General features: G+C 67.8%; 19 protein-coding genes and 1 pseudogene. 8 read left to right on the top strand and 12 right to left on the bottom strand.

From position 1 onward, the window contains the following. Window positions 1-63 precede the first annotated feature (63 nt). Together oadA and DN824_RS00145 are read right to left on the bottom strand one after the other, a co-directional pair. Window positions 64-1872 carry a sodium-extruding oxaloacetate decarboxylase subunit alpha gene (oadA, locus tag DN824_RS00150; RefSeq protein ID WP_138406361.1) on the bottom strand — a complete coding sequence of 603 codons (1809 nt, stop codon included), beginning with the start codon at window positions 1870-1872 and terminating at the stop codon, window positions 64-66. Window positions 1873-1899: 27 nt separating this feature from the next. Next, window positions 1900-3315, bottom strand: a complete 1416-nt coding sequence (locus DN824_RS00145) for an acetyl-CoA carboxylase biotin carboxylase subunit (protein WP_138406360.1) — start codon at window positions 3313-3315, stop codon at window positions 1900-1902. Window positions 3316-3491: 176 nt separating this feature from the next. On the opposite strand from DN824_RS00145, the gene DN824_RS00140 reads away from it, so the two are divergent. Continuing rightward, entirely contained in the window at window positions 3492-4448 is a 957-nt protein-coding gene (locus DN824_RS00140) for a LysR family transcriptional regulator (RefSeq protein WP_138406359.1), read from the top strand. A 4-nt stretch (window positions 4449-4452) separates the two neighbouring features. Here DN824_RS00140 and DN824_RS00135 read toward each other — a convergent pair whose 3' ends face one another. From DN824_RS00135 to hexR, 5 genes are all read right to left on the bottom strand, one after another. Then, window positions 4453-5784: a TolC family protein gene (locus DN824_RS00135; RefSeq protein ID WP_138406358.1), complete on the bottom strand. Its 1332-nt coding sequence runs from the start codon at window positions 5782-5784 to the stop codon at window positions 4453-4455. Beyond that, window positions 5781-8870 carry an efflux RND transporter permease subunit gene (locus DN824_RS00130; protein WP_138406357.1) on the bottom strand — a complete coding sequence of 1030 codons (3090 nt, stop codon included), beginning with the start codon at window positions 8868-8870 and terminating at the stop codon, window positions 5781-5783. The genes DN824_RS00135 and DN824_RS00130 overlap by 4 nt, the downstream gene beginning before the upstream one ends. Continuing rightward, window positions 8870-10000 (bottom strand): efflux RND transporter periplasmic adaptor subunit, encoded by a 1131-nt coding sequence (locus DN824_RS00125; protein WP_138406356.1) that lies wholly within the window; start codon window positions 9998-10000, stop codon window positions 8870-8872. Before DN824_RS00125 ends, DN824_RS00130 begins: the two co-directional genes overlap by 1 nt. 214 nt (window positions 10001-10214) lie before the next feature. Then, the gene (locus DN824_RS00120) at window positions 10215-10397 is read right to left on the bottom strand and encodes a PA3496 family putative envelope integrity protein (protein ID WP_138406355.1); all 183 of its coding nucleotides are present in this window, start codon (window positions 10395-10397) and stop codon (window positions 10215-10217) included. Window positions 10398-10501: 104 nt separating this feature from the next. Further along, window positions 10502-11368, bottom strand: coding sequence for a transcriptional regulator HexR (gene hexR / locus DN824_RS00115; RefSeq protein ID WP_138406354.1), 867 nt, complete (start codon window positions 11366-11368; stop codon window positions 10502-10504). A 149-nt stretch (window positions 11369-11517) separates the two neighbouring features. Between hexR and zwf the strand changes: the two genes are divergently transcribed. From zwf to DN824_RS00090, 6 genes and pseudogenes are all read left to right on the top strand, one after another. Beyond that, window positions 11518-12960, top strand: coding sequence for a glucose-6-phosphate dehydrogenase (gene zwf / locus DN824_RS00110; protein ID WP_138406353.1), 1443 nt, complete (start codon window positions 11518-11520; stop codon window positions 12958-12960). A 654-nt stretch (window positions 12961-13614) separates the two neighbouring features. Then, a pseudogene (ectA, locus tag DN824_RS22630) lies at window positions 13615-14091 on the top strand (diaminobutyrate acetyltransferase); the annotation flags it as partial. A gap of 66 nt (window positions 14092-14157) precedes the next feature. Continuing rightward, window positions 14158-15435: a diaminobutyrate--2-oxoglutarate transaminase gene (gene ectB, locus DN824_RS00105; protein ID WP_206666151.1), complete on the top strand. Its 1278-nt coding sequence runs from the start codon at window positions 14158-14160 to the stop codon at window positions 15433-15435. 16 nt (window positions 15436-15451) lie between these two features. Next, entirely contained in the window at window positions 15452-15850 is a 399-nt protein-coding gene (locus DN824_RS00100) for an ectoine synthase (RefSeq protein ID WP_138406352.1), read from the top strand. Between the two features lie 57 nt (window positions 15851-15907). Further along, window positions 15908-16825: an ectoine hydroxylase gene (gene thpD / locus DN824_RS00095; protein WP_138406351.1), complete on the top strand. Its 918-nt coding sequence runs from the start codon at window positions 15908-15910 to the stop codon at window positions 16823-16825. A gap of 121 nt (window positions 16826-16946) precedes the next feature. After that, window positions 16947-18377 (top strand): aspartate kinase, encoded by a 1431-nt coding sequence (locus tag DN824_RS00090; protein ID WP_138406350.1) that lies wholly within the window; start codon window positions 16947-16949, stop codon window positions 18375-18377. On the opposite strand, the gene DN824_RS00085 is transcribed toward DN824_RS00090, so the two are convergent. The 5 genes from DN824_RS00085 to DN824_RS00065 form a co-directional block, all read right to left on the bottom strand. Beyond that, window positions 18378-19148, bottom strand: a complete 771-nt coding sequence (locus tag DN824_RS00085) for a cytochrome c oxidase assembly protein (RefSeq protein WP_138406349.1) — start codon at window positions 19146-19148, stop codon at window positions 18378-18380. Next, on the bottom strand, window positions 19148-19618 hold the full coding sequence (locus DN824_RS00080) for a DUF2243 domain-containing protein (RefSeq protein ID WP_138406348.1): 471 nt from the start codon (window positions 19616-19618) through the stop codon (window positions 19148-19150). Before DN824_RS00080 ends, DN824_RS00085 begins: the two co-directional genes overlap by 1 nt. Before the next feature lie 81 nt (window positions 19619-19699). After that, entirely contained in the window at window positions 19700-21601 is a 1902-nt protein-coding gene (locus DN824_RS00075; RefSeq protein WP_138406347.1) for a M48 family metallopeptidase, read from the bottom strand. A 24-nt stretch (window positions 21602-21625) separates the two neighbouring features. Continuing rightward, entirely contained in the window at window positions 21626-22219 is a 594-nt protein-coding gene (locus tag DN824_RS00070) for a LemA family protein (RefSeq protein WP_138406346.1), read from the bottom strand. A 336-nt stretch (window positions 22220-22555) separates the two neighbouring features. Further along, on the bottom strand, window positions 22556-22753 hold the full coding sequence (locus DN824_RS00065; protein ID WP_138406345.1) for a hypothetical protein: 198 nt from the start codon (window positions 22751-22753) through the stop codon (window positions 22556-22558). 184 nt (window positions 22754-22937) lie between these two features. On the opposite strand from DN824_RS00065, the gene trhP reads away from it, so the two are divergent. Further along, the gene (gene trhP / locus DN824_RS00060; protein ID WP_138406344.1) at window positions 22938-24296 is read left to right on the top strand and encodes a prephenate-dependent tRNA uridine(34) hydroxylase TrhP; all 1359 of its coding nucleotides are present in this window, start codon (window positions 22938-22940) and stop codon (window positions 24294-24296) included.

Genomic DNA, 24296 nt, shown 5'->3' with positions numbered 1-24296 from the left:
AAGCACGTGCGTTTCGTCGCGCACAAAAAAGGGAGCCTTGCGGCTCCCAGGGGGACTGCCCGGTCAGGCGACGATTTCCACCAGCGTCTCGCCCGGGTTCACCCGGTCGCCCTTGGTCACGTGGATCGCCTTCACCGTGCCGGCGATCGGCGCCTGCACTTCGGTTTCCATCTTCATCGCCTCGGCGATCAGCAGGGCCTGGCCCGGCTTGACCGTATCGCCCTCGGCCACCAGCACCTCGACGATGTTGCCCGGCATGTTGGTGCTGACGTCTCCCGGCCCGCTGGCCTGCCGACGCCCGCCGTCGGCGCCGCCGACGTAGTTGTTGAGTGGCTCGAACACCACCTCCTCGGGCATGCCGTCGATCGACAGGTAGAAGTGGCGCTTGCCCTCGCCCTTGACGCCGACGCCGGTGATGTCGACCCGGTAGCTTTCGCCGTGCACGTCGATGACGAACTCGGTGGGCACTCCGCCGGCATTAGCGGCGATCGCGTTGCCATCGGGAATCGGCAGCAGCACTTCGGGCTGCAGCGTGCCGGCCTGGCGCTCCTCGAGGAACTTGCGCCCGATGTCGGGGAACATGGCATAGGTCAGCACGTCTTCCTCGCTGCCAGCCAGTGAGCCAACCTCGGCGCGCAGGCGGTCGAGCTCGGGCTTGAGCAGGTCGGCCGGGCGGCACTCGATCAGCTCCTCGCCGCCGATGGCCTGGCGGCGCAGCTTCTCGTTCACCGCGCCGGGCGCCTTGCCGTAGCGCCCCTGCAGGTAGAGCTTCACCTCGTTGGTGATGGTCTTGTAGCGCTCGCCGGCCAGCACGTTGAAGAACGCCTGGGTGCCGACGATCTGCGAGGTCGGCGTCACCAGCGGCGGGAAGCCGAGGTCCTCGCGCACCCGCGGGATTTCCGCCAGCACCTCGTTCATGCGGTTCAGCGCGCCCTGCTCCTTGAGCTGGTTGGCGAGGTTGGAAATCATCCCGCCGGGCACCTGGTTGACCTGCACCCGGGTGTCGACACCGGTGAATTCGCTCTCGAACTGGTGGTACTTCTTGCGCACCGCATGGAAGTACAGGCCGATGTCCTGCAGCAGCTCCAGGTCCAGGCCGGTGTCGTAGGGCGTGCCGCGCAGCGCGGCGACCATCGACTCGGTGCCCGGATGGCTGGTGCCCCAGGCCATGCTGGAGATGGCCGTGTCGATGCGATCGGCGCCGTTCTCCAGCGCCTTGAGCTGGCACATGCTGGCCACGCCCGCGGTGTCGTGGGAATGCACCACGACATCCATGTCCGGCAGCGCGCCCTTGAGCGCCTTGACCAGATCGCCGGTGGCGTAGGGGGTCAGCAGGCCGGCCATGTCCTTGATCGCGATGGAGTCGACACCCATCGCCGCCATCGTCCGCGCCTGCTCGACGAACGCCTCGGTGGTGTGCACCGGGCTCGTGGTATAGGCGATGGTGCCCTGGGCATGCTTGCCGGTCTTCTTCACCGCGCGGATCGCGGTTTCGAGGTTTCTCACGTCGTTCATCGCATCGAAGATGCGGAACACGTCGATGCCGTTCTGCGCCGCGCGGGCACAGAAAGCCTCGACCACATCGTCGCTGTAGTGCCGGTAGCCGAGCAGGTTCTGACCGCGCAGCAGCATCTGCAGGCGGGTGTTGGGCAGCGCCGCCTTGAGCTGGCGCAGACGCTCCCAGGGGTCTTCCTTGAGAAAGCGCACGCAGGCATCGAAGGTGGCGCCGCCCCAGACTTCCAGCGACCAGTAGCCGACGCGGTCGAGCTTCTCGCAGATCGGCAGCATGTCCTCGGTGCGCATGCGGGTGGCCAGCAGCGACTGGTGGGCGTCGCGCAGGATGGTGTCGGTGACCGTGATTTTCTTGTTCATTCGTTCTGCTCCTTCATCGGCCGGTGGCTACAGGCCGGCATGGGCGGCGATGGCGGCGGCGATGGCCAGGGCCAGTTCACCGGGCTTGCGCTTGATCGAGTAGTTCAACAGCTGCGGGTGTTCGTCGACGAAGCTGGTGTTGAAGCGGCCGCTGCGAAAGTCCGGGTCGGCGAGGATCTGCTGGTAGTAGGTCGCGGTGGTCTTCACGCCCTGCACGCGCATGTCGTCCAGCGCCCGGGAGCCGCGAGCCAGGGCTTCTTCCCAGGTCAGCGCCCAGACGATCAGCTTCAGGCACATGGAGTCGTAGTACGGCGGAATGGTGTAGCCGGTGTAGATCGCCGTGTCGGTGCGCACGCCGGGGCCGCCGGGGGCGTAGTAGCGGGTGATCTTGCCGAAGCTGGGCAGAAAGCCGTTGCGCGGGTCCTCGGCGTTGATCCGGAACTGCAGCGCATAGCCGCGGTACTGGATGTCCTCCTGCTTGAACGACAGCGGCAGGCCGGAGGCGATGCGGATCTGCTCGCGGACGATGTCGATCCCGGTGATCTCTTCGGTGATGGTGTGCTCGACCTGCACCCGGGTGTTCATTTCCATGAAGTACACCTCGCCGTCGGCGAGCAGGAACTCCACGGTGCCGGCGTTCTCGTAGCCCACCGCCTGGGCGGCGCGCACCGCCAGATCGCCGATGTAGGCGCGCTGCTCGGGGGTGAGCTGCGGGCTCGGGGCGATCTCGATCAGCTTCTGGTTGCGCCGCTGGATCGAGCAGTCGCGCTCGAACAGGTGCACCGTGTTGCCATGGCTGTCGGCGAGGATCTGCGCCTCGATGTGCTTGGGATTGACGATGCATTTTTCCAGGAAGACTTCCGCGCTGCCGAAGGCCTTGGTCGCCTCGGAGATCACCCGCGGGAAGTTCTGCTCCAGCTCGGCGCGCGAGTTGCAGCGGCGAATGCCGCGGCCGCCGCCGCCGGAGGTGGCCTTGAGCATCACCGGATAACCGATGCGCTCGCCCTCGGCCAGCGCCTCGGCCAGGTCCGCGACATTGCCCTCGGTGCCGGGCGTGACCGGCACGCCGGCCTTGATCATGCTGCGCCGCGCTTCGGTCTTGTCGCCCATGCGGCGGATCACCTCGGCGCTGGGCCCGACGAAGCGAATCCCGCGTTCGGCGCAGATCTCGGCCAGCTCGGCGTTCTCGGAGAGGAATCCATAACCGGGATGGAGCGCGTCGCAACCGGTTTCCACCGCCAGGTTCACCAGCTTGCGCGGGTTGAGGTAGCCGGCCAGCGGGTCCTCGCCGACGCGGTAGGCCTCGTCCGCACGCTTGACGTGCAGCGCCATGCGGTCGGCCTCGGAGTAGACCGCCACCGAGCGAATGCCCATCTCGGCGCAAGCGCGCACGATGCGCACGGCGATCTCGCCACGGTTGGCGATCAGTAGCTTCTTGATCACGCGAAAGCCCTCGGATCGTTGTTATTTCGGGTCGCTGTGTGACCGCAATCAGTGACAGGGTCGCGTTTTAAACTACGCCTTTACCCATGATTAAAGAAAATCAATAATTGTTTGCCTGCGCATAAGTATTTACTTATACACGCGCTCCAAGCGCGCTTCTCCGAGGACCGATAGCCGTGCGCAAATCACTGCTGCGCCTGACCCTGCGCCAGTTGCAGGTCTTTCGTGCCGTCTGCGACAGCCGCTCCTACAGCCGCGCCGCGCTGGAGATGTCGCTGACCCAGCCGGCGGTGAGCCTGCAGATCCGTCAGCTCGAAGAGCTGGTGGGCCAGCCGCTGTTCGACTACGTCGGCAAGAAGCTCTACCTGACCGAGGCCGCCGAGGCGCTGCGGCGCGCCAGCAGCGATATCTTCGGCCGGCTCGAGAGCCTCGACATGCAGCTTTCCGACCTGCAGGGCTCGCTGCAAGGCCAGCTGCGCCTGGCCATCGAGTCGAGCGCCAAGTACTTCCTTCCACACCTGTTCGCCGCGTTTCGCGACCGTTACCCGGAAGTCAGCCTGCAACTGGTGGTCGTCAATCACGCCGAGGCGGTCCGGCGGGTCACCGCCAACCGCGACGACCTGCTGGTGATGACCCAGATTCCCTCCGACCTGGCGCTGGAGTTCCTGCCCTTCCTGGACAACGCCATCGTCGCGGTGGCCCGCGCCGGACACCCGGCGACCGCGCAAGCCTCGCTCACCCTGCAGGCACTCACCGCCTGGCCGCTGCTGGTTCGCGAACAGGGTTCCGGCACGCGCAAGGCCTGCGAGGAGTACTGCCACCAGAAGCGCGCGCACTTCGCCCTTACCGAGGAGCTCGCGTCGTTCGAGGCGCAGAAGGAAGGCGTGCTGGCGGGCATGGGCGTCGCGCTGCTGCCGCGCCATGCGGTGCGCCACGAACTGCAGGCCGGGGTACTGGTGGAGCTGCCGGTGGAGGAATTGCCGCTGGTGCGCAGCTGGTGCCTGGCCTATCCGCGCGGCAAGCACCTCTCGCCAGTGGCGCAGACCTTCTTCCGCTTCGTGCAGGGCGAGCGCGCAGCGATCAACGCCGTGGGCCGTGCCCTGGAGCCCGGCCGACCACGCGGGGAAGGCTGATCGCTCAGGGCAGCGGAGGCGCCAGGCCCAGGGTGCGGTAGATCTCCACCCAGCGCAGCGCGACGTCGGCGGCGGCCTGCACCTGGTCGAGCTGGGCCTCGAACTGGGTGCGCTCGGCATCGAGCACTTCGATCAGCGAGACGGTGCCGGCGTCGTACTGGCGCCGGGCAAGATCGGTGGCATTGGCCGAGGCGCGGATCGCGGCGTCCAGCAGCCGCTGGCGGGCCAGCCCTTCGGAATAGGCCGAAATCGCACTGCGGGTCTCGCGCAGCGCCTGGCCGACGGTGGCCTGGTAGCCGAGCAGCGCCTGTTCGCGCTGCGCGTCGCTGGCCTCGATCTGCGCGCGGATCAGACCGAAGTCGAAGATCGGCTGCAGCACCTGGCCGCCGAGCGACCAGCTGGTGCCCGAAACACCCTGCTCGACGCCCACCAGGGCGCCCAGGCTCAGCTGCGGGAAACGCAGCGCGCGGGCGGCCTCGAGCGATGCGTCGGCGGCCTGCGCCCGCAACTCGGCGGCGCGCACATCGGGCCGCCCGCGCAGGCTGCTGGCCGGCAGTTCGAACAGCGCCAGCAGCTGCGCATCGTCGGGCGTGGCCGGCAACTCGGTGCCCACCCCCAGCAGCGCGTCGATCTCGGCCTGCTCGCGGTTGAGCAGATAGCCCAGGGCGTAGCGTGCCGCGGCGGCCTGTTCCCGCGCCCTGGGCACCGCGGCGCGGGTGATCGCGACCTGGGTGTCGAACCGCTCGACATCCAGCCCGCTGGCGGTGCCCTGATCGAAGCGGACCCGGGTGATGCGCGCCACCTGCTCCTGGCTGTCGGCGGCCCGCTCGGCGATCTGCGCCTGCGCCAGGGCCAGCCGGTAGCGCAGGTAGGTCGTCGCGACCTCGCTGATCAGGCTCAGGCGCAGCGCCTGATAATCGGCGCGCGCGGCCTGCAGGCCGGCTTGCGCGGCGCGATCGAGCGCCCGCAGACGGCCGAACAGGTCGAGCTCCCAGGCCAGGTCCAGCCCATAGAAATACGACTCGTCATGGCCATCACGACCCCGCCCCTTCTCGTGCCGGCCGGTGCCGTAGAGGCTGGGGAACAACGCGCCGCTGCTCTGCCGGCGCAGGGCGCGCTGCTCGCGGATGCGCTGGCTGGCGACGGCGAGGTCGAGGTTGTCCTGCAGCGCCAGCTCCACCAGCCGCGCCAGGGTCGGATCACCGAGCCCGTCCCACCATTGCAGCGGCAACGCCACCAGGGCGTCGTCCACCGGCGGCGGCGGTGGCTCCTGATCCTGGCGCGCCGCGCAGCCCGCCAGCAGCATCCCCAGGCACAGCATGGTCAGCAGCCTCATGCGTGTTCTCCTGCGGCGGCGCGGGCCTGCGCCTCACGGCGGCCGGCGAGGAAATGGCGATCCATCATCAGGTAGATGACCGGCGTGGTGAGCAGCGTCAGCACCTGGCTCAGCATCAGCCCGCCGACCACCGCCACGCCCAGCGGCTCGCGCAGTTCGGCGCCGGTGCCGAAGGCGAGCATCAGCGGAAACGCCCCGAACATCGCCGCCAGGGTGGTCATCAGAATCGGCCGGAAGCGCGTCAGGCAGGCCTGGTGGATCGCATCGCGCGGGGTCATACCCTGGCGCTGCGCCTGCAGCGCGAAGTCGATCAGCAGGATGCCGTTCTTCTTGACGATGCCGATCAGCAGGATCAGCCCGATCAGCGCCATGATCGAGAAATCCAGGCCCCACAGCCACAGCAACAGCAAAGCGCCGAGGCCGGCCGAAGGGATGGTCGAGAGGATGGTCAGCGGATGGATGAAGCTCTCGTAGAGGACCCCGAGGATGATGTAGACCGCCACCAGCGCGGCCAGGATCAGCAGCGGCTGCGAAGCCAGGGTCTGCTGGAAGGCCTGGGCCGCGCCGCTGAAACGCCCGCCGACGGTGGCCGGCATGCCGAGGTCCTGCTCGATCTGGCGCAGCACCGCCACCGCATCGCCCAGCGCCACGCCCGCGGCGAGGTTGAAGGAGATGTTGGCCGACGGCAGCAGGCCGCTGTGGTTGATGCTCACCGGCGCGGCGTGCTGCGGCTGGACGGTGGCGAAGGTGCCCAGCGGCACCAGCTCGCCGGTGATCGGCGAGCGCAGCTGGAACAGGTCCAGGCTCTGGACCTGCTGGCGCTGGGCGCGGCTGAGTTCGAGCACCACGCGGTACTGGTTGGCCTCCGTCTGGATTTCGTTGATGCGCCGCTGGCCGAAGGCGTCATAGAGCGCGTTGTCCACGTCGCTGGCGGAGAAGCCATAGCGCGCCGCGGCCTCGCGGTCGATGCGCACCGGCGTCACCGCGGCGTCGAACTGCAGGTCGGTGTTCACGTCGCGAAACAGCGGATGCTCCTGCAGCCGCTCGGTCAGGCGCGGCGTCCACACCGCCAGCTCGTCCAGCGAACGGCTGCGCAGCACGTACTGGTACTGGGCGCGCGAGGCGCGCGAACCGAGGTTGATGTCCTGCGCCGCGCGCAGCGTCACCCGCAGGTCCGGAATCGCGGCGAACTGAGGCCGCAGCCGGTCGATGATCTGCTCCACCGTCGCCTCGCGGTCGTCGGGGTCGCTGAGCACCACCGCCAGGCCGCCCAGGCTGTAGGTACCGTCGTTGCCGATGTCGGCGTTGAAGGCGATCACGTCCGGGTCGTTGCGCAGGATCTCCACCACCCGGCGGCTCTTGGCCTGCATCGCCTCGTAGGAAATGTCGGCCGACGCCTGCACCGTGCCGTTCATGAAACCGGTGTCCTGCAGCGGAAAGAAGCCCTTGGGCATCAGTACGAACCCACCGACGCTGAGCAGCACGCACAGGCCGAACACCGAGAGGGTGATGCGCTGATGGTCGAGCGCCCAGACCAGTGCCCGGTCGTAGCGCCCGATCACCCGGTCCATCAGCCCGCCACGGCCGTGTCCCGGTGGCAGCGGCTGCATGAACAGCGCCGCCAACGCTGGCGCCAGGGTCAGGCAGATGACCACCGAGATCAGGATCGCCGAGGTCGCGGCCAGGGCGAACTCGCGAAACAGCCGGCCGATGTAGCCGCTCATGAAGAACAGCGGGATGAACACCGCGACCAGCGACAGGCTGATGGAGACCACCGTGAAGCCGATCTCCTGGATGCCCTCGAGGGCCGCCTGGACCCGCCCGACCCCGCGCTCGAGGTGCCGGTGGATGTTTTCCACCACGACGATGGCGTCGTCGACGATGAACCCCACCGCGATGATGATCGCCACCAGCGTCAGGTTGTTCAGCGACAGGCCGAACAGGTACATCGCCGCGCAGGCGCCCACCACCGAGGTGGCGAGCACGGCGAAGACCACCAGCGTCGCCGACCACTGGCGCAGGAACAGCGCCATGATGCCGATCACCAGCGCCACAGCGATCAGCAGAGTCAGCTCGGCCTCGTGCAGCGAGGCACGGATGGTGCGGGTACGGTCGTTGAGCACTTCCACCTTGAGGTCGGCCGGCAGCTCGGCGGTGAGTTCCGGCAGCGCGGCGATCACCGCCTCGGCGGTGGCGACGATGTTGGCGCCGGGCTGGCGACGGATCACCACCGCGACGCCGGGCACGCCGTTGGGCGTGGCCTGGGTGTAGGCGTTCTCCGAGCCGAGGCTGACGTTCGCCACGTCGCCGAGCCGGACGGGCGCGCCGCCCCGGTAGGCGACGATCAGGTCGGCGTAGTCGGAGGCCTCGAACAGTTGCCCGTTGCTGTTCAGGGTGGAGAGGCGGTACTCGCCGACCAGCGCGCCGGTCGGCCGGTTGCCGCTGGCGCCCTGCACCGCGCTGCGAATGTCGGCCAGGGTGATGCCGGCCGCGGCGAGCCGCTCGGGCCGCGCCTGGATGCGGATCGCCGGGCGCTGCAGACCGTTGAGACGGATCATGCCGACGCCCTGGATCTGGCTCAGCTGGCGGGCGATGGCCGACTCGGCCAGGTCGCTGACCTCATAGGGCGACAGGGTCTGCGAGCTGACCGCGAGGATGATGATCGGGGTGTCGGCGGGGTTGATCTTGCGCCACACCGGCAACTCCGGCAGGTCCGCCGGCAGCCGGGAAGACGCCGCGTTGATGGCGGCCTGGACTTCCTGGGCGGCGGCGTCGATGTCCTTGTCGAGGTTGAACTGCAGGATCAGCTCGACCCGGCCCAGCGAGCTGGTGGAGGTCATGTCCTCGATGCCGGGGATGGCGCTGAACTGCACCTCCAGGGGTGTCGCCACCGACGAGGCCATGGTGTCGGCGCTGGCGCCGGGCATCTGCGCGGTGACCTCGATGGTGGGCGCGTCCACCTCGGGCAGCGGCGCCAACGGCAGCCGGGTGAAGGCGATCACCCCGCACAGCAGCAGCGCCACCGCCAGCAGCACGATACCGATCGGATGGCCGATGCACAGCGCGTAGAAACCGCGCGTCTGCATCAGTGGGCCCCCGCCGCGATCGGCTCGTCGGCCTCGCGCACGGCGATGCCGGGACGCAACCGCGACTGGCCGTCGGTGACCACCTGTTCGCCCGCCTCGAGCCCTTCGACCACGGCCTCGTCGGCGGTCTGGTAGACCACCCGCACCGGCACCGGCTGCGCCTGGCCCTCGACGACGCGCCAGACGAAGGTGCCTTCGGCGCCCTGGCGGATCGCCCGCTGCGGAATGCTCAGCACGCCTTCGAGCAGGCGCGCCTGCAGGCTCATCACCACCGACTGGTCCGGCCACAGGCGCTCGTCGGCATTGTCGAACCGCGCCTTGACGCGAATGGTGCCGGACTCCAGCGCCACCCGGTTGTCGATCAGTTCCAGGCGGCCTTCGGCGATCGCCTCGCCGCCATCCTCACGGTAGGCCACCACCGGCGCCTCGGGACTCTGCGCGAGGATGCGCTGCAGCTCGGGCAGGCGCGCCTGCGGCAGGGTTGCCTCGACATGGATCGGGTCGGTCTGCACCACCGAGAACAGGCCCTGGCTGTCGCCGCTGCGCACCAGCGCGCCCTCGTCGACGTTGCGAATGCCGACGCGGCCATCGGTGGGGGAATGGATACGGGTATAGCTCAGCTGCACCCGGGCCGCCGCGACGGCCGCCTCGCGGGTGCCCAGGGTCGCCTGCAGGCGCGCCACCAGGGCCTTCTGCTGATCGAGGGTCTGCGCCGGCGCGGCGCGCTCCTTGACCAGGTTCTCGTAGCGGCGCAGGTCGATGCGGGCGATGTCCAGTTCGGCGCGGGTGACGTCACGCTCGGCCTCGGCCTGGCGCAGCGCGGCGGCGATGCTGCGGTCGTCGATCCGCGCCAGCAGGTCGCCCTTGCGCACCCGCTGCCCTTCGGCGGCCGGCAATTCGACGAGGGTGCCGTCCACCTGCGGGCGAACCTCGATGCTGCGCAGCGCGCGTACCCGGCCGAGGCCACGCAGCAGCACCGGGACATCGCCACGGGTCACCGGAGCCAGGGTGACCGGGACGGCGCCGGTGGCCGCCACGGGAGCGGGCGCCGGACGCGACAGCCACCAATAGCTGCCGCCGACCAGCACGCCAATTAATACGACCAGGGGAACAACACGCGTGGCTGCCATGCCTTCTTGATCTTCTCGTTCGCGGCGAACAGGCGCGGCACCGGTGGACGGGCCGCCTGCTCGTCAATTCATGGGATACGGAAGAAGCGTTTGTACCCGATTTCATCGCCCGCAGGGGTCGACGACTGAACTTCTTTACAAATTCGCTGCCGTGGGCAACCGGCGAGGCCCGGCATCGGGGCCGTAAACCGGGCGCCGCACGGTCCGAGAGGAATCAGGCGACGCGACGACCGGCGCCGCCAAGCAGCTCGTCCAGGTCGTCCATCAGCTCGGCCTGCAGGCGGCGCTGCTCGGCGTAATGCTCGATGGCGCGGCGATAGCGCATGCGGCGCTCGTCCTGCAACTTGCGGCGGCCCTTGGAATCGAGGGTGGCGGTGTAATCGTTCGAAGACAGCATGCCAATACTCCCGGAAGCGGTTGAGGGGAGTCCTAGCATCGAAGCTCGAAATGACAGGGCGAGGACGCCGCCATGACGCTGCGATGACAGCCGCCGTGCGGCGTTCAGTCGTCCTGGGTCTTGATCGTCTTGGGCGACAGGCGAAGGCTGCGCAGGCTGCGCTTGACGCTCTTGAGGTGGTTGACCAGGCTCGGGCCGCGCGCCATCGCCACGCCCATGGCCAGCACGTCGATCACCACCAGGTGGGCGATGCGCGAGGTCAGCGGGGTGTAGATCTCGGTGTCTTCCTGCACGTCGATGGCCAGGTTCACCGTGGCCAGGTCGGCCAGCGGCGTCTGCCCCGGGCACAGGGCGATCAGCGATGCACCGGCCTCGCGCACCACGTTGGCGGTGATCAGCAGGTCCTTGGAACGCCCGGACTGGGAGATGCACACGGCGACGTCCGACGGCTTGAGGGTGATGGCCGACATCGCCTGCATGTGCGGGTCCGAGTAGGCCGCGGCGTTGAGCAGCAGGCGGAAGAACTTGTGCTGGGCATCGGCGGCCACCGCGCCGGAGGCGCCGAAACCGTAGAACTCGATGCGCTGCGCCTTGGAGCACAGGCCGATGGCCTTCTCCAGCGCCACCGGATCGAGCTTCTCGCGGACCTCGATCAGGGTGTGCAGCGTGGTGTCGAAGATCTTCATGCTGAAGTCGGCGACCGAGTCGTCCTCGCTGATGGCGAACTGGCCAAAGCTGGCCCCGGCGGCCAGACTCTGTGCAAGCTTGAGCTTGAGGTCCTGAAAGCCGATGCAGCCGATGGCGCGGCAGAAACGCACGATGGTCGGCTCGCTGACACCGACCGTCTGGGCCAGGTCGGCCATGGAGCTGTGCATCACCGCAGCCGGATCGAGCAGCACGTGATCGGCTACCTTGAGTTCCGACTTGCGCAGCAGATTTCTCGATTGAGCGATGTGTTGCAGCAGATTCACGGTGCGGTCTCGCTATGCTCGACGGCTGGCAGACGGGGCGACACGGGCGGTAACGTGCGCCAACGGCTGCCGGCTGGGGTGTAGTGGGCTTGTAGTTATACTACAAGCCGCCGGCCAGCGCCCACCCAACCTTCCGGGGGAAGCATTCGATGTCCACATCTTGTGACATGCTCGTCTTTGGCGGCACCGGCGATCTGGCGCTGCACAAGCTCATTCCCGCCCTCTATCACCTGCACCGCGACAGGCGGCTCAACCCCGACGTGCGCATTCTCGCGCTGGCGCGCCAGGAGCTCGACCGCGACGCCTATCTGGCCCTGGCCGAGCGCCATTGCCGGGCGCAGGTGGCCCAGGCCGACTTCCAGTCCGAGACCTGGCGGGATTTCGCCCAGCGCCTCGATTACTTCCCGCTCGACGCGACCCAGCGCAGCGAGTTCGTTCGCCTGGCCCACCACCTCGGCCAGCAGGACGGCCGCATCCGCGTCCACTATCTGGCCACCGCGCCGCGGCTGTTCCGCGACATCGCCTCGCATCTGGAAAGCGCGGGTCTGGCCGGACAGGCGTCGCGCATCGTGCTGGAAAAGCCCATCGGCCATTCGCTGGACTCGGCGCTGGAGATCAACGAGGCCATCGGCCAGGTGTTCGCCGAGTCGCGGATCTACCGGATCGACCACTACCTGGGCAAGGAAACCGTGCAGAACCTCATGGCCCTGCGCTTCGCCAATGCCCTGTTCGAACCCATCTGGCGCGCCGGCCATATCGAGCACGTCCAGATCAGCGTGTCGGAAACCCTGGGAATCGAGAATCGCGGCGGTTACTACGACCAGGCCGGTGCGATGCGCGACATGCTGCAGAACCACCTGCTGCAGCTGCTGTGCCTGATAGCGATGGAGGCGCCGGGGCGCTTCGACGCCAAGTCGGTGCGCGGCGAGAAGGTCAAGGTGCTCGAAGCGCTCAAGCCGATCACCGGGATGGACGTGCTGGACAAGACGGTACGCGGCCAGTACACCGCCGGGCGCATCGGCGGACACGACGTACCGGCCTACTACTTCGAGAAAAACGTCGACAACGACAGCGATACGGAGACCTTCGTCGCCGTACAGGCCGAAGTCGACAACTGGCGCTGGGCCGGCGTGCCCTTCTACCTGCGTACCGGCAAGCGGCTGGCGAAGAAAAGCTCGGAGATCGTGCTGACCTTCAAGCCGGTGCCGCACATGCTGTTCCAGAACGGCCAGGTCAATCGCCTGGTCATCCGCCTGCAGCCGGAGGAAAGCATCAGCCTGCAACTGATGGCCAAGGCGCCCGGCAAGGGCATGCAGCTCGAACCGGTCGAACTCGACCTCAACCTGGCCCAGGCGTTTCACCAGACGCGCCGCTGGGAAGCCTACGAGCGGCTGCTGCTGGACGTCATCGAAGGCGACTCCACGCTCTTCATGCGCCGCGACGAAGTCGAAGCGGCCTGGCATTGGGTCGATCCGATCCTCAAGGGCTGGCAGGAACATTACCGCAAACCACGGCCGTATCCGGCCGGCAGCGACGGCCCCGAGCAGGCGCACCAGCTGCTGGAGCGCAAGGGCTTTCGCTGGTGGCAATGAGCGGCGCCGTCGCCTGAAAAAACCACCGCCGCCACTTCGCCGACGGCCCGCGCTCATGCGGGCTGCGGCCCGTTCGGAGGCTGTTTCGAACCGGCCGTTCATTGGCCGATTCTTCTCCCTCGACAACTATCGATGCGCGCCACCGACAATATCCGGTTACAGCGTTATTTATTCTGCGCGCAACGGGCCATCAACTTCCGGAGCGCACGCTTAGTTCAGGCGTGATTTCACGGACAAAATCAAACGCCCACCCGCGTCATTATCGGGCACAGCATCTCGGTAGTTGTGGCGCCCTTATTCACGCCCAGGCCTTCGCCAGCCGACCGACCGCGACCGGCGGATCGACGAGCGGCTGAACACCAGTAAAATCAAGGCCTGCAGCGCAGCAAGCAGGGCCGGCCCGGCGCGATCGCCGGCCCGAAAAGCTGAACTGTTTCGGCGTGGCAATGACTGAACCTGCTCTTGCCCACTACGCCGTAATTCATCGAAACGCGACGCGCATATTGAACGCTCGATCAATTAACCGCACCGCGTTAATTCATCGCAGATGAACTACCGGATATTGACGGGCGATCCAGATCCTTGGGTTGAGATCATCGTTTGGATGTGTTTAACCTTTAAAAGGATTCAATAACTAGAACCAAGGAACCTGTTTTGATTTCTGTCCCCGTCACCCTCCGTCGCCCTACCGACGGCGACGGCCACGACCTTCATTCTCTGGTAGCACGCTGCCAGCCGCTGGACACCAATTCGGTCTACTGCAACCTGCTGCAGTGTTCCGATTTCGCCGACACCGCCATCGCCGCGCAGACCCCCCAGGGCGAACTGGTGGGCTTCATTTCCGGATACCGCCCCCCTTCCCGCCCCGACACCCTGTTCGTCTGGCAGGTCGCGGTCGATGCCTCGATGCGCGGCCAGGGCCTGGCCCTGCGCATGCTGCTGGCGCTGACCGAGCGGGTCGCCGGCGAGGGCGTGCGCTACCTCGAGACCACCATCTCGCCGGACAACGAGCCTTCACAGGCCCTGTTCAAGCGCGCCTTCGCCCGTCTGGGCGTACAGCACAGCACCCGCACGCTGTTTTCCCGCGCCGAGCATTTCGCCGGCCGCCACGAGGACGAAGTCCTCTACCGGGCAGGTCCGCTGCGGCCGATCGCCGGTGAAGGCGCCGCCCCCGGAACAACAACGAGAGGAGACTCCATGAACATCTTCGAACTGCACGAATCGTCCGTCCGCAGCTACTGCCGCTCCTTCCCGGTGGTGTTCAAGCAGGCCCAGGGCGCCGAGCTGGTGACCCGCGAGGGCAAGCGCTACATCGACTTCCTCGCCGGTGCCGGCACGCTCAACTACGGGCACAACCATCCGGTGCTCAAGCAGGCGCTGATCGACTACATCGCCGCCGACGGCCTCACCCACGGCCTGGACATGTATTCCGACGCCAAGGAGCGCTTCCTCGAAACCTTCGACCGGCTGATCCTCACGCCGCGCGGGATGGACGGCTACCTGATGCAGTTCACCGGCCCGACCGGCACCAACGCGGTGGAGGCGGCGCTGAAGCTGGCGCGCAAGGTCACCGGCCGCAACAACGTCATCAGCTTCACCAACGGCTTCCACGGCTGCAGCATCGGCGCCCTGGCGGCGACCGGCAACGGCCACCACCGCGGGGCCGCCGGCGTCGCGCTGAGCGACGTGAGCCGCATGCCCTACGCCAACTATTTCGGCGAGAAGGTCAGCACCGTGGCGATGATGGACAAGCTGCTGTCCGACCCGTCGAGCGGCATCGACAAGCCGGCGGCGGTGATCGTCGAGGTGGTCCAGGGCGAAGGCGGGCTCAACGCCGCCTCGGCCGACTGGGTGCGCAAGCTGGAAAAGCTCTGCCGCAAGCACGAGATGCTGCTGATCGTCGATGACATCCAGGCCGGCTGCGGCCGCACCGGGACCTTCTTCAGCTTCGAAGAGATGGGCATCCGGCCGGACATGATCACCCTGTCCAAGTCGCTGTCGGGCTTCGGCCTGCCGTTCGCCATGCTGTTGCTGCGCCGTGAGCTGGACCAGTGGAGCCCCGGCGAGCACAACGGCACCTTCCGCGGCAACAACCACGCCTTCGTCACCGCCGCCGCCGCCCTGGAGCACTTCTGGCAGGACGACCGATTTGCCATGAGCGTGCGCGCCAAGGGCAAGCGCATCGCCGACGGCATGCAGCGCATCATCCGCCGCCACGGCCCGGACTCGCTGCACCTGAAGGGTCGCGGAATGATGCTCGGCATCGGCTGCCCGGACGGCGACACCGCCGCCGCGGTCTGCCGCCACGCCTTCGAGAACGGCCTGGTGATCGAAACCAGCGGCGCCCACAGCGAAGTGGTCAAGTGCCTCTGCCCGCTGGTCATCAGCGACGAGCAGATCGACAAGGCCCTCGGCATCCTGGACCGCGCGTTCGCCGCGGTGATGGGCGAGCAGGCCACCAACCAAGCGTCTTGAGAAAGGAGAGCAGAACATGATCGTACGTACCCTCGCCGAGTGCGAAAACTCGGGCCGCAAGATCGTCACCGAAACCTGGGACAGCACCCGCATGCTGCTCAAGGACGACAAGATGGGGTTCTCCTTCCACATCACCACCATCTACGCCAACACCGAGACCCATATCCACTACCAGAACCATCTGGAGTCGGTGTACTGCATCAGCGGCAACGGCGAGATCGAGACCCTCGCCGACGGCAGGATCTACCGCATCGAGCCCGGCACCCTGTACGTCCTCGACAAGCACGACGAGCACCTGCTGCGCGGCGGCAGCGAGGAGATGAAGCTGGCCTGCGTCTTCAACCCGCCGCTCAATGGCAAGGAAGTGCACGACGCCTCCGGCGTCTACCCGCTGGAAGCCGAAACCGTGGCCTGAACCCAACGCGGCCGGCAACGGCCGCTGCATCTTTCGCAAGCAACCGAAGAGGCACGCATGGACCCGCAACGAGCAGACCTCTACCCCTCGCGCCAGCAACCCCGGCCGAGCTGGCAGGAGCGCCTGGACCCGGTGGTCTACCGCAACGATCTGGACAACGCACCGATCGTGGCCGAGCAGATCGAACGCTTCGAGCGCGACGGCTACCTGGTGATACCGAACCTGTTCAGCGCCGAGGAAGTCGCGCTGTTTCGCCAGGAGCTGGACCGCATGCGCCAGGACCCGGCCGTCGCAGATTCCGGCAAGACCATCCGGGAGCCGGGCAGCGGGGCGATCCGTTCGGTGTTCGACATCCACAGCGACAACCCGCTGTTCGCCCGCATCGCGCGGGACGCGCGCACCGCCGGCATCGCCCGCTTCATCCTCGGCGGCGAACTCTACGTGCACCAGTCGCGGATGAACTTCAAACCCGGCTTCAACGGCAAGGAGTTCTACTGGCACTCGGATTTCGAGACCTGGCACACCGAAGACGGCATGCCGCGCATGCGCGCGCTGTCCTGCTCGATCCTGCTGACCGACAACGCGCCGCACAACGGTCCGCTGATGCTCATCCCCGGCTCGCACCGGCACTACATCCGCTGCGTCGGCGAGACGCCGGAGAACCACTACGAGCAATCCCTGCGCAAGCAGGAGATCGGCGTGCCGGACGACGCCAGCCTCACCGAGCTGGCGGACCGCTACGGCATCGACACCGCCACCGGTCCGGCCGGCAGCGTGGTGTTCTTCGACTGCAACACCATGCACGGCTCCAACGGCAACATCACCCCCAGCGCGCGCAGCAACCTGTTCTACGTCTACAACGCCGTGGAGAACGCGGTGCAGGCGCCCTTCTGCGGACGCGGTCCACGCCCCGACTTCGTCGCCGAGCGCGACGACTTCGCGCCGCTCGACATCGCGCCGCAACGCTACCTCTGACGGCCCGGCGGGCCTCGCCCGCCCCGCCTGTCCGGCCATGACCTGCCGGGGGTACGCATTCATCGAGCGCCTTCGCCCAGCGGCCGAGACCGCCAGCGAAGGCCTGAGCAACGGGAACACCATGCATACCGTAGAAAAGATCGGCGGCACCTCCATGAGCCGCTTCGAAGAAGTCCTCGACAACATCCTCGTCGGCGGGCGCCAGGGCAGCGGGCTCTATCAGCGCGTGTTCGTGGTCTCGGCCTATGCCGGCATGACCAACCTGCTGCTCGAGCACAAGAAGACCGGCGAGCCGGGCGTCTACCAGCGCTTCGCCGACGCCCACAGCGAAGGGGCCTGGCTCGAGGCCCTCGAAGGCGTTCGCCTGCGCATGCTGGCGCGCAACGCCGAGCTGTTCGGCGGCCCGTTCGAGCGCCAGTCGGCCAATGCCTTCATCAATGCCCGCATCGACGACGTGCGCGCCTGCATGCAGAGCCTGCAGCAACTGTGCAGCTACGGCCATTTCCAGCTCGGCGAACACCTGATGAAGGTGCGCGAGATGCTCGCCTCCCTCGGCGAGGCGCACAGCGCCTTCAACACGGTGCTGGCGCTCAAGGGGCGCGGCGTCCGCGCGCGGCTGGTGGACCTCACCGGCTGGCACCTGGATGCGCCGCAGCCCTTCGAACGGATGATCCAGAGCAGCTTTACCGATATCGACCTCGGCACCGAGCTGGCCGTCGCCACCGGCTACACCCATTGCAGCGAAGGGCTGATGAACACCTACGACCGCGGCTACAGCGAGATCACCTTCGCCCAGATCGCCGCCGCCACCGGTGCACGCGAGGCGATCATCCACAAGGAATTCCACCTCTCTAGCGCCGACCCGAACCTGGTCGGCGCCGACCGGGTGGTGACCATCGGCCGGACCAACTACGACGTCGCCGACCAGCTGTCGAACCTCGGCATGGAGGCGATCCATCCCAAGGCGGCGCGCACCCTGCGCCGGGCCGGCGTGGAGCTGAGGATCAAGAACGCCTTCGAGCCCGAGCACGGCGGCACCCTGATCAGCCAGGACTACCGGAGCGAGCGGCCTTGCGTGGAGATCATCGCCGGGCGCAACGACGTGTTCGGCATCGAGGTGTTCGACCAGGAGATGCTCGGCGACGTCGGCTACGACCTGGAGATCAGCCGCCTGCTCAAGCAGCTCAAGCTCTACGTGGTGAACAAGGATTCGGACGCCAACAGCATCACCTATTACGCCAGCGGCTCGCGCAAGCTGATCAACCGCGCCACGCGCCTGATCGAGGAGCGCTACCCGGCGGCCGAGGTCCGCGTCCACAAGCTGGCCATCGTCTCGGCGATCGGCTCGGACATGAAGGTCAACGGCATCCTCGCCCGCACCGTCGCCGCGCTGGCCGCGGCCGGCATCGGCGTGCAGGCGGTGCACCAGTCGATCCGCCAGGTGGAAATGCAGTGCGTGGTGCACGAGGAAGACTACGCCGCCGCCGTCGCCGCGCTGCACCAGGCGCTGATCGAGCCGGAGAACCACGGCGACGTGATCGCCGCGGCCTGATCAGCGCGGCAGGCCGGGCGACGCCAGCATCCCCGCGCGCCAGCGGCGGCCCGGCCGGCCGGCGAACAGCAGCGCCGCCAGCAGCAGTTCGGCCAGGCTGCCGCCGTAGTACATCAGGCGGGCAGCCGCCTCCAGCTGCTCGGGCACGAACGCCGTGTCGCGGGGAAATCCATAGCCATACATCAGCTTGGCGAGGATGCCGTGGGCGGCGATGGCGACGAACAGCACGCCCAGCCGCAGCGCGAAGCCGGGGCGGGCCGGCGCCGGATCGGGGCCGGCGATCGACCAGGCGAACAGGTAGCCGGCGAGCAGGACGTGCAGGTGCAGCCAGCCGCCCAGCAGCGCGTGGTCCATGCTGGCGGCGAACAGCGGTGTCAGGTAGAGCAGATAGAGCCCGCCGACATCCAGCAACAGTGCCGTCACCGGATGGGTCAGCGCCACCATGGGCGGCGAGCCGAGCAGCAGCGCCGCTCGCCGCCCATGGCGCTGCGGCAGGGTACGCAGCAGCAGGCTGAGCGGCCGACCGAGCATCAGCGCGATCGGCGCGAACATCCCCAGCAGCAGGTGCTGGACCATGTGCCCGCGCGGATCGGCATGCGCCCAGGCCATCAGCGGCGGCCACAAGGCCAGCACCAGCAGCGCGCAACCGACCACGAAACAGAGAAGACGGCCACGGCCCCACTGGCCACCGTCGCGCACCCTCACCGCCACGCCGCCCAGGTAGAGGCCGAGCAGCAGCGTCGGCAGCAGCCAGGCGAAGGCGTGCGCCACTAGCCCAGCGCCCCCTGCGTACGGCGCGCGCGGCGCAGCAGCACCAGGCCGATCACCAGCAGCAGCAACGCCGCGCCGTTCCAGGCCAGGTCATAGGGCAACAGCGGGTCCACGTAGCGCACCTGGTGCAGGCGCAGCAGCTTGTGGTTGACCAGCCCGTCGAACAGCTGGAAACCGCCCATGCCCAGGAACAGGCCCGCCCAGGCATGGCCGCGCACCAGCTGGCCGCTGCGCTGCAGGTCGGCATAAAGGAAGAAGCCGGCCACCAGCAGGATCACTTCGGCGGCATGCAGAAGCCCGTCGGAGAGCAGCCCGACGGCCGGCGTGGAGCGATCGAAGAAATGGTGCCAGGCGAGGATCTGGTGGAAGAGGATCTCGTCCACCGCGGCCATCAGGCCGATCCCGATGAGCGCCGCCGCGAGCATCGATCGACGCGGCAGCGCGGGGTGGGAAGCAGGGGGCTCGGCCATGGTCGACTCCAGCGGGCACTGACGTCCAAGTGACCGCCGGCGGGCATTCGCGGTTCGCCACCGCTCGGCGGCTCGCCGGGCTCAGGGCGCCAGCAGCGGCGGCATCGGGCAGTCCAGGCTATCGGCCACCGCCCGCATCAGCTCGGCCTCAGCGGCGCGGATGCGTCCGTCGTGCCCGATGCAGCGCGCCATGGCCTTGAGCAGGCGCGGCTTCTGCAGCGGTTTGAGCGATACCAGGCGCTTGAGCGCCGCGTCCAGCGCCTTGAGCCCGGCGGCCTCGCCTTCGCGCATCGTCAGCACGAACGGCAGCTCCACCTGCGCTGCGTCGAAAGCCTTGCGGGCGTCGTCCGGCTCGTCATGCCCGGCCAGCGCCAGGGCCGAGAGCAGCACCGCCACCTCGTCCCTGACCGCCTCGAGCGAATGCCTGCCATCGACCCACCGCGGGCCGGCGATGTTGCGCTCGACGATGCGCAGCAGGCTCCACTCCATCAGGCTGACCTTTCGATCCGCGAGGATCAGCGCGCCGAGGTTCTGCTTGAGCCTGACCAGCCCCTCGCGCTCGAGCTGTTTGAGTACGGGAATGGCCAGCTCCAGCAGCGCCAGCCGCTGGCCTTCGGCGATCCGGTCCAGCGCCGGCACCAGTTGGGCCATGACCTGGCGGACATCGCTCGGTGCCGTCTCCAGCAGGTCGAACTGGCGCTCCCGCACGGCCGGGTCGGCGTCGATCAACAGGCCGTAGACCAGCGCCTCGGCCCCGTGGCACCGGTGCGCCGCGTCGACCAGCATCGGCGGCAGCCGATCGAGGGTGTCACGGGCGGCCTGCAGATGGGCCGGCTGCGGATCGCCGATGGTGGCGATGGACCGCTCGGCATCGACCAGGCCGTAGACCTCGGCCGCCGGCCCGCCCGCGGCGAGGCCGGCAACCCCGGGGCCGGCCCCGAACGGTGATGCCGCGACGCTCGGATCGACATAGGGGAACTGCCCATCCCAGCCGGGTTCGACACGGCGAATCCGCTCCGGCAACGGCGGATGGGTGGCCATCAGCCCGGCAATCCCGGCCGAGACGCCCTGGCCGAAATACATGTGGCTGAACTCGGCGGCATTGGCCGATTGCAGCCGCGAACCGCCGAGATGGCCGCCGATCTTCTTCAGCGCGCCGGCGATGCCCGACGGGTCGCGGGTGAACTGGACCGCCGCCGCATCGGCGAGAAACTCGCGCTGCCGGCTGACCGCCGCTTTGATCAGGTTGCCGAAGAAGGTGCCGGCATAGCCGATCACCATCAGGCTGCCGCCGATCAGGAGCACGGCGGCCACGCCATTGCCACGGTTGCTGCGGCTACGGCTCGAACGTCCGCCGCCGCGCAGCACGAACTCGCCGATCAGCCCCAGCAGCAAAATGCCGTGCAGCACCGAGACCAACCGCGTGTTCAGACGCATATCGCCATGGAAGATGTGGCTGAATTCATGGGCGATCACGCCCTGCAGCTCCTCGCGGGTGAGCAGCGTGATGGCGCCCCGGGTGATGCCGATCACCGCGTCCTGGGGCGTCAGCCCGGCAGCGAAGGCATTGATCGACGCATCGTCCAGCACGTAGACCGGCGGCACCGGCGTGCCCGAGGCGATGGCCATTTCCTCGACCACGTTGAGCAGCCGGCGCTCCTCGAAACCCCGGGGCTCCAGGTTGATCAGCCGCCCGCCCAGGCGCTCGGCCACCGCCTTGCCGCCGCGGCTCAATTGCACCGATTTGAACAGACTGCCCAGCACCACCACGCCGATCACCACCACGCTGACCGAACCGATCAGCCACCAGTCGATCCCGAGGCCCTGGCTCAGGGCATGGCTGTCACTGTGACCCAGCAGGCGCAGGGCGAACCCCAGGGCCAGGCTGGCGAGGGCGATGAGGCCGGTCACCGCCAGCGCCAGTAGCATGATCAGGCGGCCGCTGTTGCGCTTGGCGCGCGCCTGCTGTTCGAAGAAATTCATCCTGGCATCCGTGCGCGAAGGTATTTAGAACGAGACCTTGGGTGCGGCCTGGATCACTTCACTGTCGGCGAACTCCAGCAGGCCGGCATCCTGTGCGTGGCCGAAGGTGGGCGCCAGCACCACCGGCGGGAAGCTCTGCTTGTAGGTGTTGTAGTCCATCACCGCGTCGTTGAAAGCCTGCCGGGCGAAGGCCAGCTTGTTTTCGGTGCTGCTGAGTTCTTCGCTGACCTGCTGCATGTTCTGCGAGGCCTTGAGCTCCGGATACGCTTCCAGCGTCACGTTCAGGCGACCCAGGGCGTTCTGCAGCAGGCTTTCGGCACCGGCCAGCTGCGCCATGCCCTGCGCATTGCCCGGTTGCGCGGCGGCCGCCTGGAGTCCGGCCACGGCCCCGTTGCGCGCGGCGATCACCGCCTCGAGGGTCTCGCGCTCGTGCGTCATGTAGGCCTTGGCGGTTTCCACCAGGTTGGGAATTAGGTCGTAGCGGCGCTTGAGCTGCACTTCGATCTGGGCGAAGGCGTTCTGGTAGCGGTTACGCAGCTTCACCAGCCTGTTGTAGATACCGATGACGTAGAAGGCCACCACGGCCAGGATGGCCAGGAAAACGAGGGTCGACAGCATGTCGATGTCCTTATCGAGGGGAAAGGCCGCGATAGTAGCGAAAACCCGGACGCGCGCTTGTGATCCGTTGCCGATGCTCGATGCGCACCGGCCCGTACCGTCACCCGCAGGGCGGCATGGCCGCGCGCGCTGGCGGGGCTGGCAAGGCCCGGGGCCTGCCCACGGTCAAGACCGGGCGTCCCCGACCGCTCCCTCGGACGGTGAGGGCAGGCGCTACAATGGCCGGCGAACGCCCCGCTGTGGGAGCGGTCTCGACCGCGAACGACCGACACGACCGGGCAGGCACGCCCAAGGTCCCAAGCCTTTTGACGAACCCTCACTACGCCGAAATCGGCGTCATTCGCGGTAGTTGTCCTCTTCTTCGCGCATATGGACGGTTTCGACGAACCGCCGGGCATCGTCGAGCTGCTCGAAGCGCTCGACGCAGCGGGCGCCCTGCCGCGCTTCGTAGTGAACCTGCGTATCGCCCGCAGAGCCGGTGCGGCACTCGAACACGTAATACCCGTTGGCACTGGCGACGACTCGATCCGGCATGCGTCCTCCTGCTTCGTTCCTGGCTGCGTCCCCGATGCGGCGCAGCCCTCGTCTATTAAAGACCGGCACAGCCTGCGGCAATTCCCCACAGGCCCGACCGCCTCGAAACGACTCCACCGGATACAGCCTGCGGAGCGCCATGACGTACAATCCCGCACTTTTTACGCGCCTTTGAGTCCGCAGCATGTCGCCACGCCCACGCACCGAACTCCTGTCCCCCGCCGGCACCCTCAAGTCCATGCGCTACGCCTTCGCCTACGGGGCCGATGCCGTCTACGCCGGCCAGCCGCGCTACAGCCTGCGAGTGCGCAACAACGAATTCGACCACGCCAACCTGCGCCTGGGCATCGACGAGGCCCACGCCCAGGGCAAGCAGTTCTACGTGGTGGTGAACATCGCGCCGCACAACGCCAAGCTCAAGACCTTCCTCAGGGACCTGGAGCCGGTGGTCGCCATGGGCCCGGATGCGCTGATCATGTCCGACCCGGGCCTGATCATGCTGGTGCGCGAGCATTTCCCGCAGATGACCATCCACCTCTCGGTGCAGGCCAACGCGGTGAACTGGGCGACGGTGAGGTTCTGGCAGGCCCAGGGCGTGAGCCGGGTGATCCTCTCGCGCGAACTGTCGCTGGAGGAGATCGGCGAGATCCGCGAGCAGGTGCCGGGCATGGAGCTGGAAGTGTTCGTCCATGGCGCGCTGTGCATGGCCTACTCCGGGCGCTGCCTGCTGTCGGGCTACCTCAACCGCCGCGACCCCAACCAGGGCACCTGCACCAACGCCTGCCGCTGGCAGTACAAGGCCCACGAGGGACGTGAGGACGAGACGGGCGCGATCGTCCAGCAGTACCGTCCGATCCCCGTGCAGCCGATCGAACCGACCCTGGGCAGCGGCGCGCCGACCGACCGGCTCTTGCTGCTCGAAGACCAGAGCCGCCCCGGCGAGCTGATGGAGACCTTCGAGGACGAGCATGGCACCTACATCATGAACTCCAAGGACCTGCGCGCCGTGCAGCACGTCGAGCGCCTGGTGCAGATGGGCGTGCACTCGCTTAAGATCGAGGGCCGCACCAAGAGCCACTACTACGTGGCGCGCACCGCCCAGGTCTACCGCAAGGCCATCGACGATGCCCTCGCCGGCCGGCCCTTCGACCGCTCGCTGATGGATACCCTCGAATCCCTGGCCCACCGGGGCTACACCGAGGGCTTCCTGCGCCGCCACGTGCACGACGAATACCAGAACTACGAACGCGGCTTCTCGCTCTCCGAGCGCCAGCAGTTCGTCGGCGAACTCTCCGGCGAGCGCCGCGGCGACCTGGCCGAGGTGATCGTCAAGAACCGCTTCGCAGTCGGCGACCGCCTGGAACTGATGACGCCCCAGGGCAACCTCGGCTTCACCCTCGACCACCTGCAGAACGCAAGCGGCGAGCGTACCGGGGTGGCGCCGGGCGACGGCCACGTGCTGTACCTGCCGGTACCCGAGGGCGTGGACCTGCGCTACGGCCTGCTGATGCGCGAGCTCGACGGCGCCACCACGCGCGGCTGA

The organism is Stutzerimonas nosocomialis, assembly GCF_005876855.1.
Classification (GTDB): Bacteria; Pseudomonadota; Gammaproteobacteria; order Pseudomonadales; family Pseudomonadaceae; genus Stutzerimonas; species Stutzerimonas nosocomialis.
Note: the sequence above shows the minus strand (reverse complement) of the source record. Positions and strands in the feature narration are given on the sequence as shown.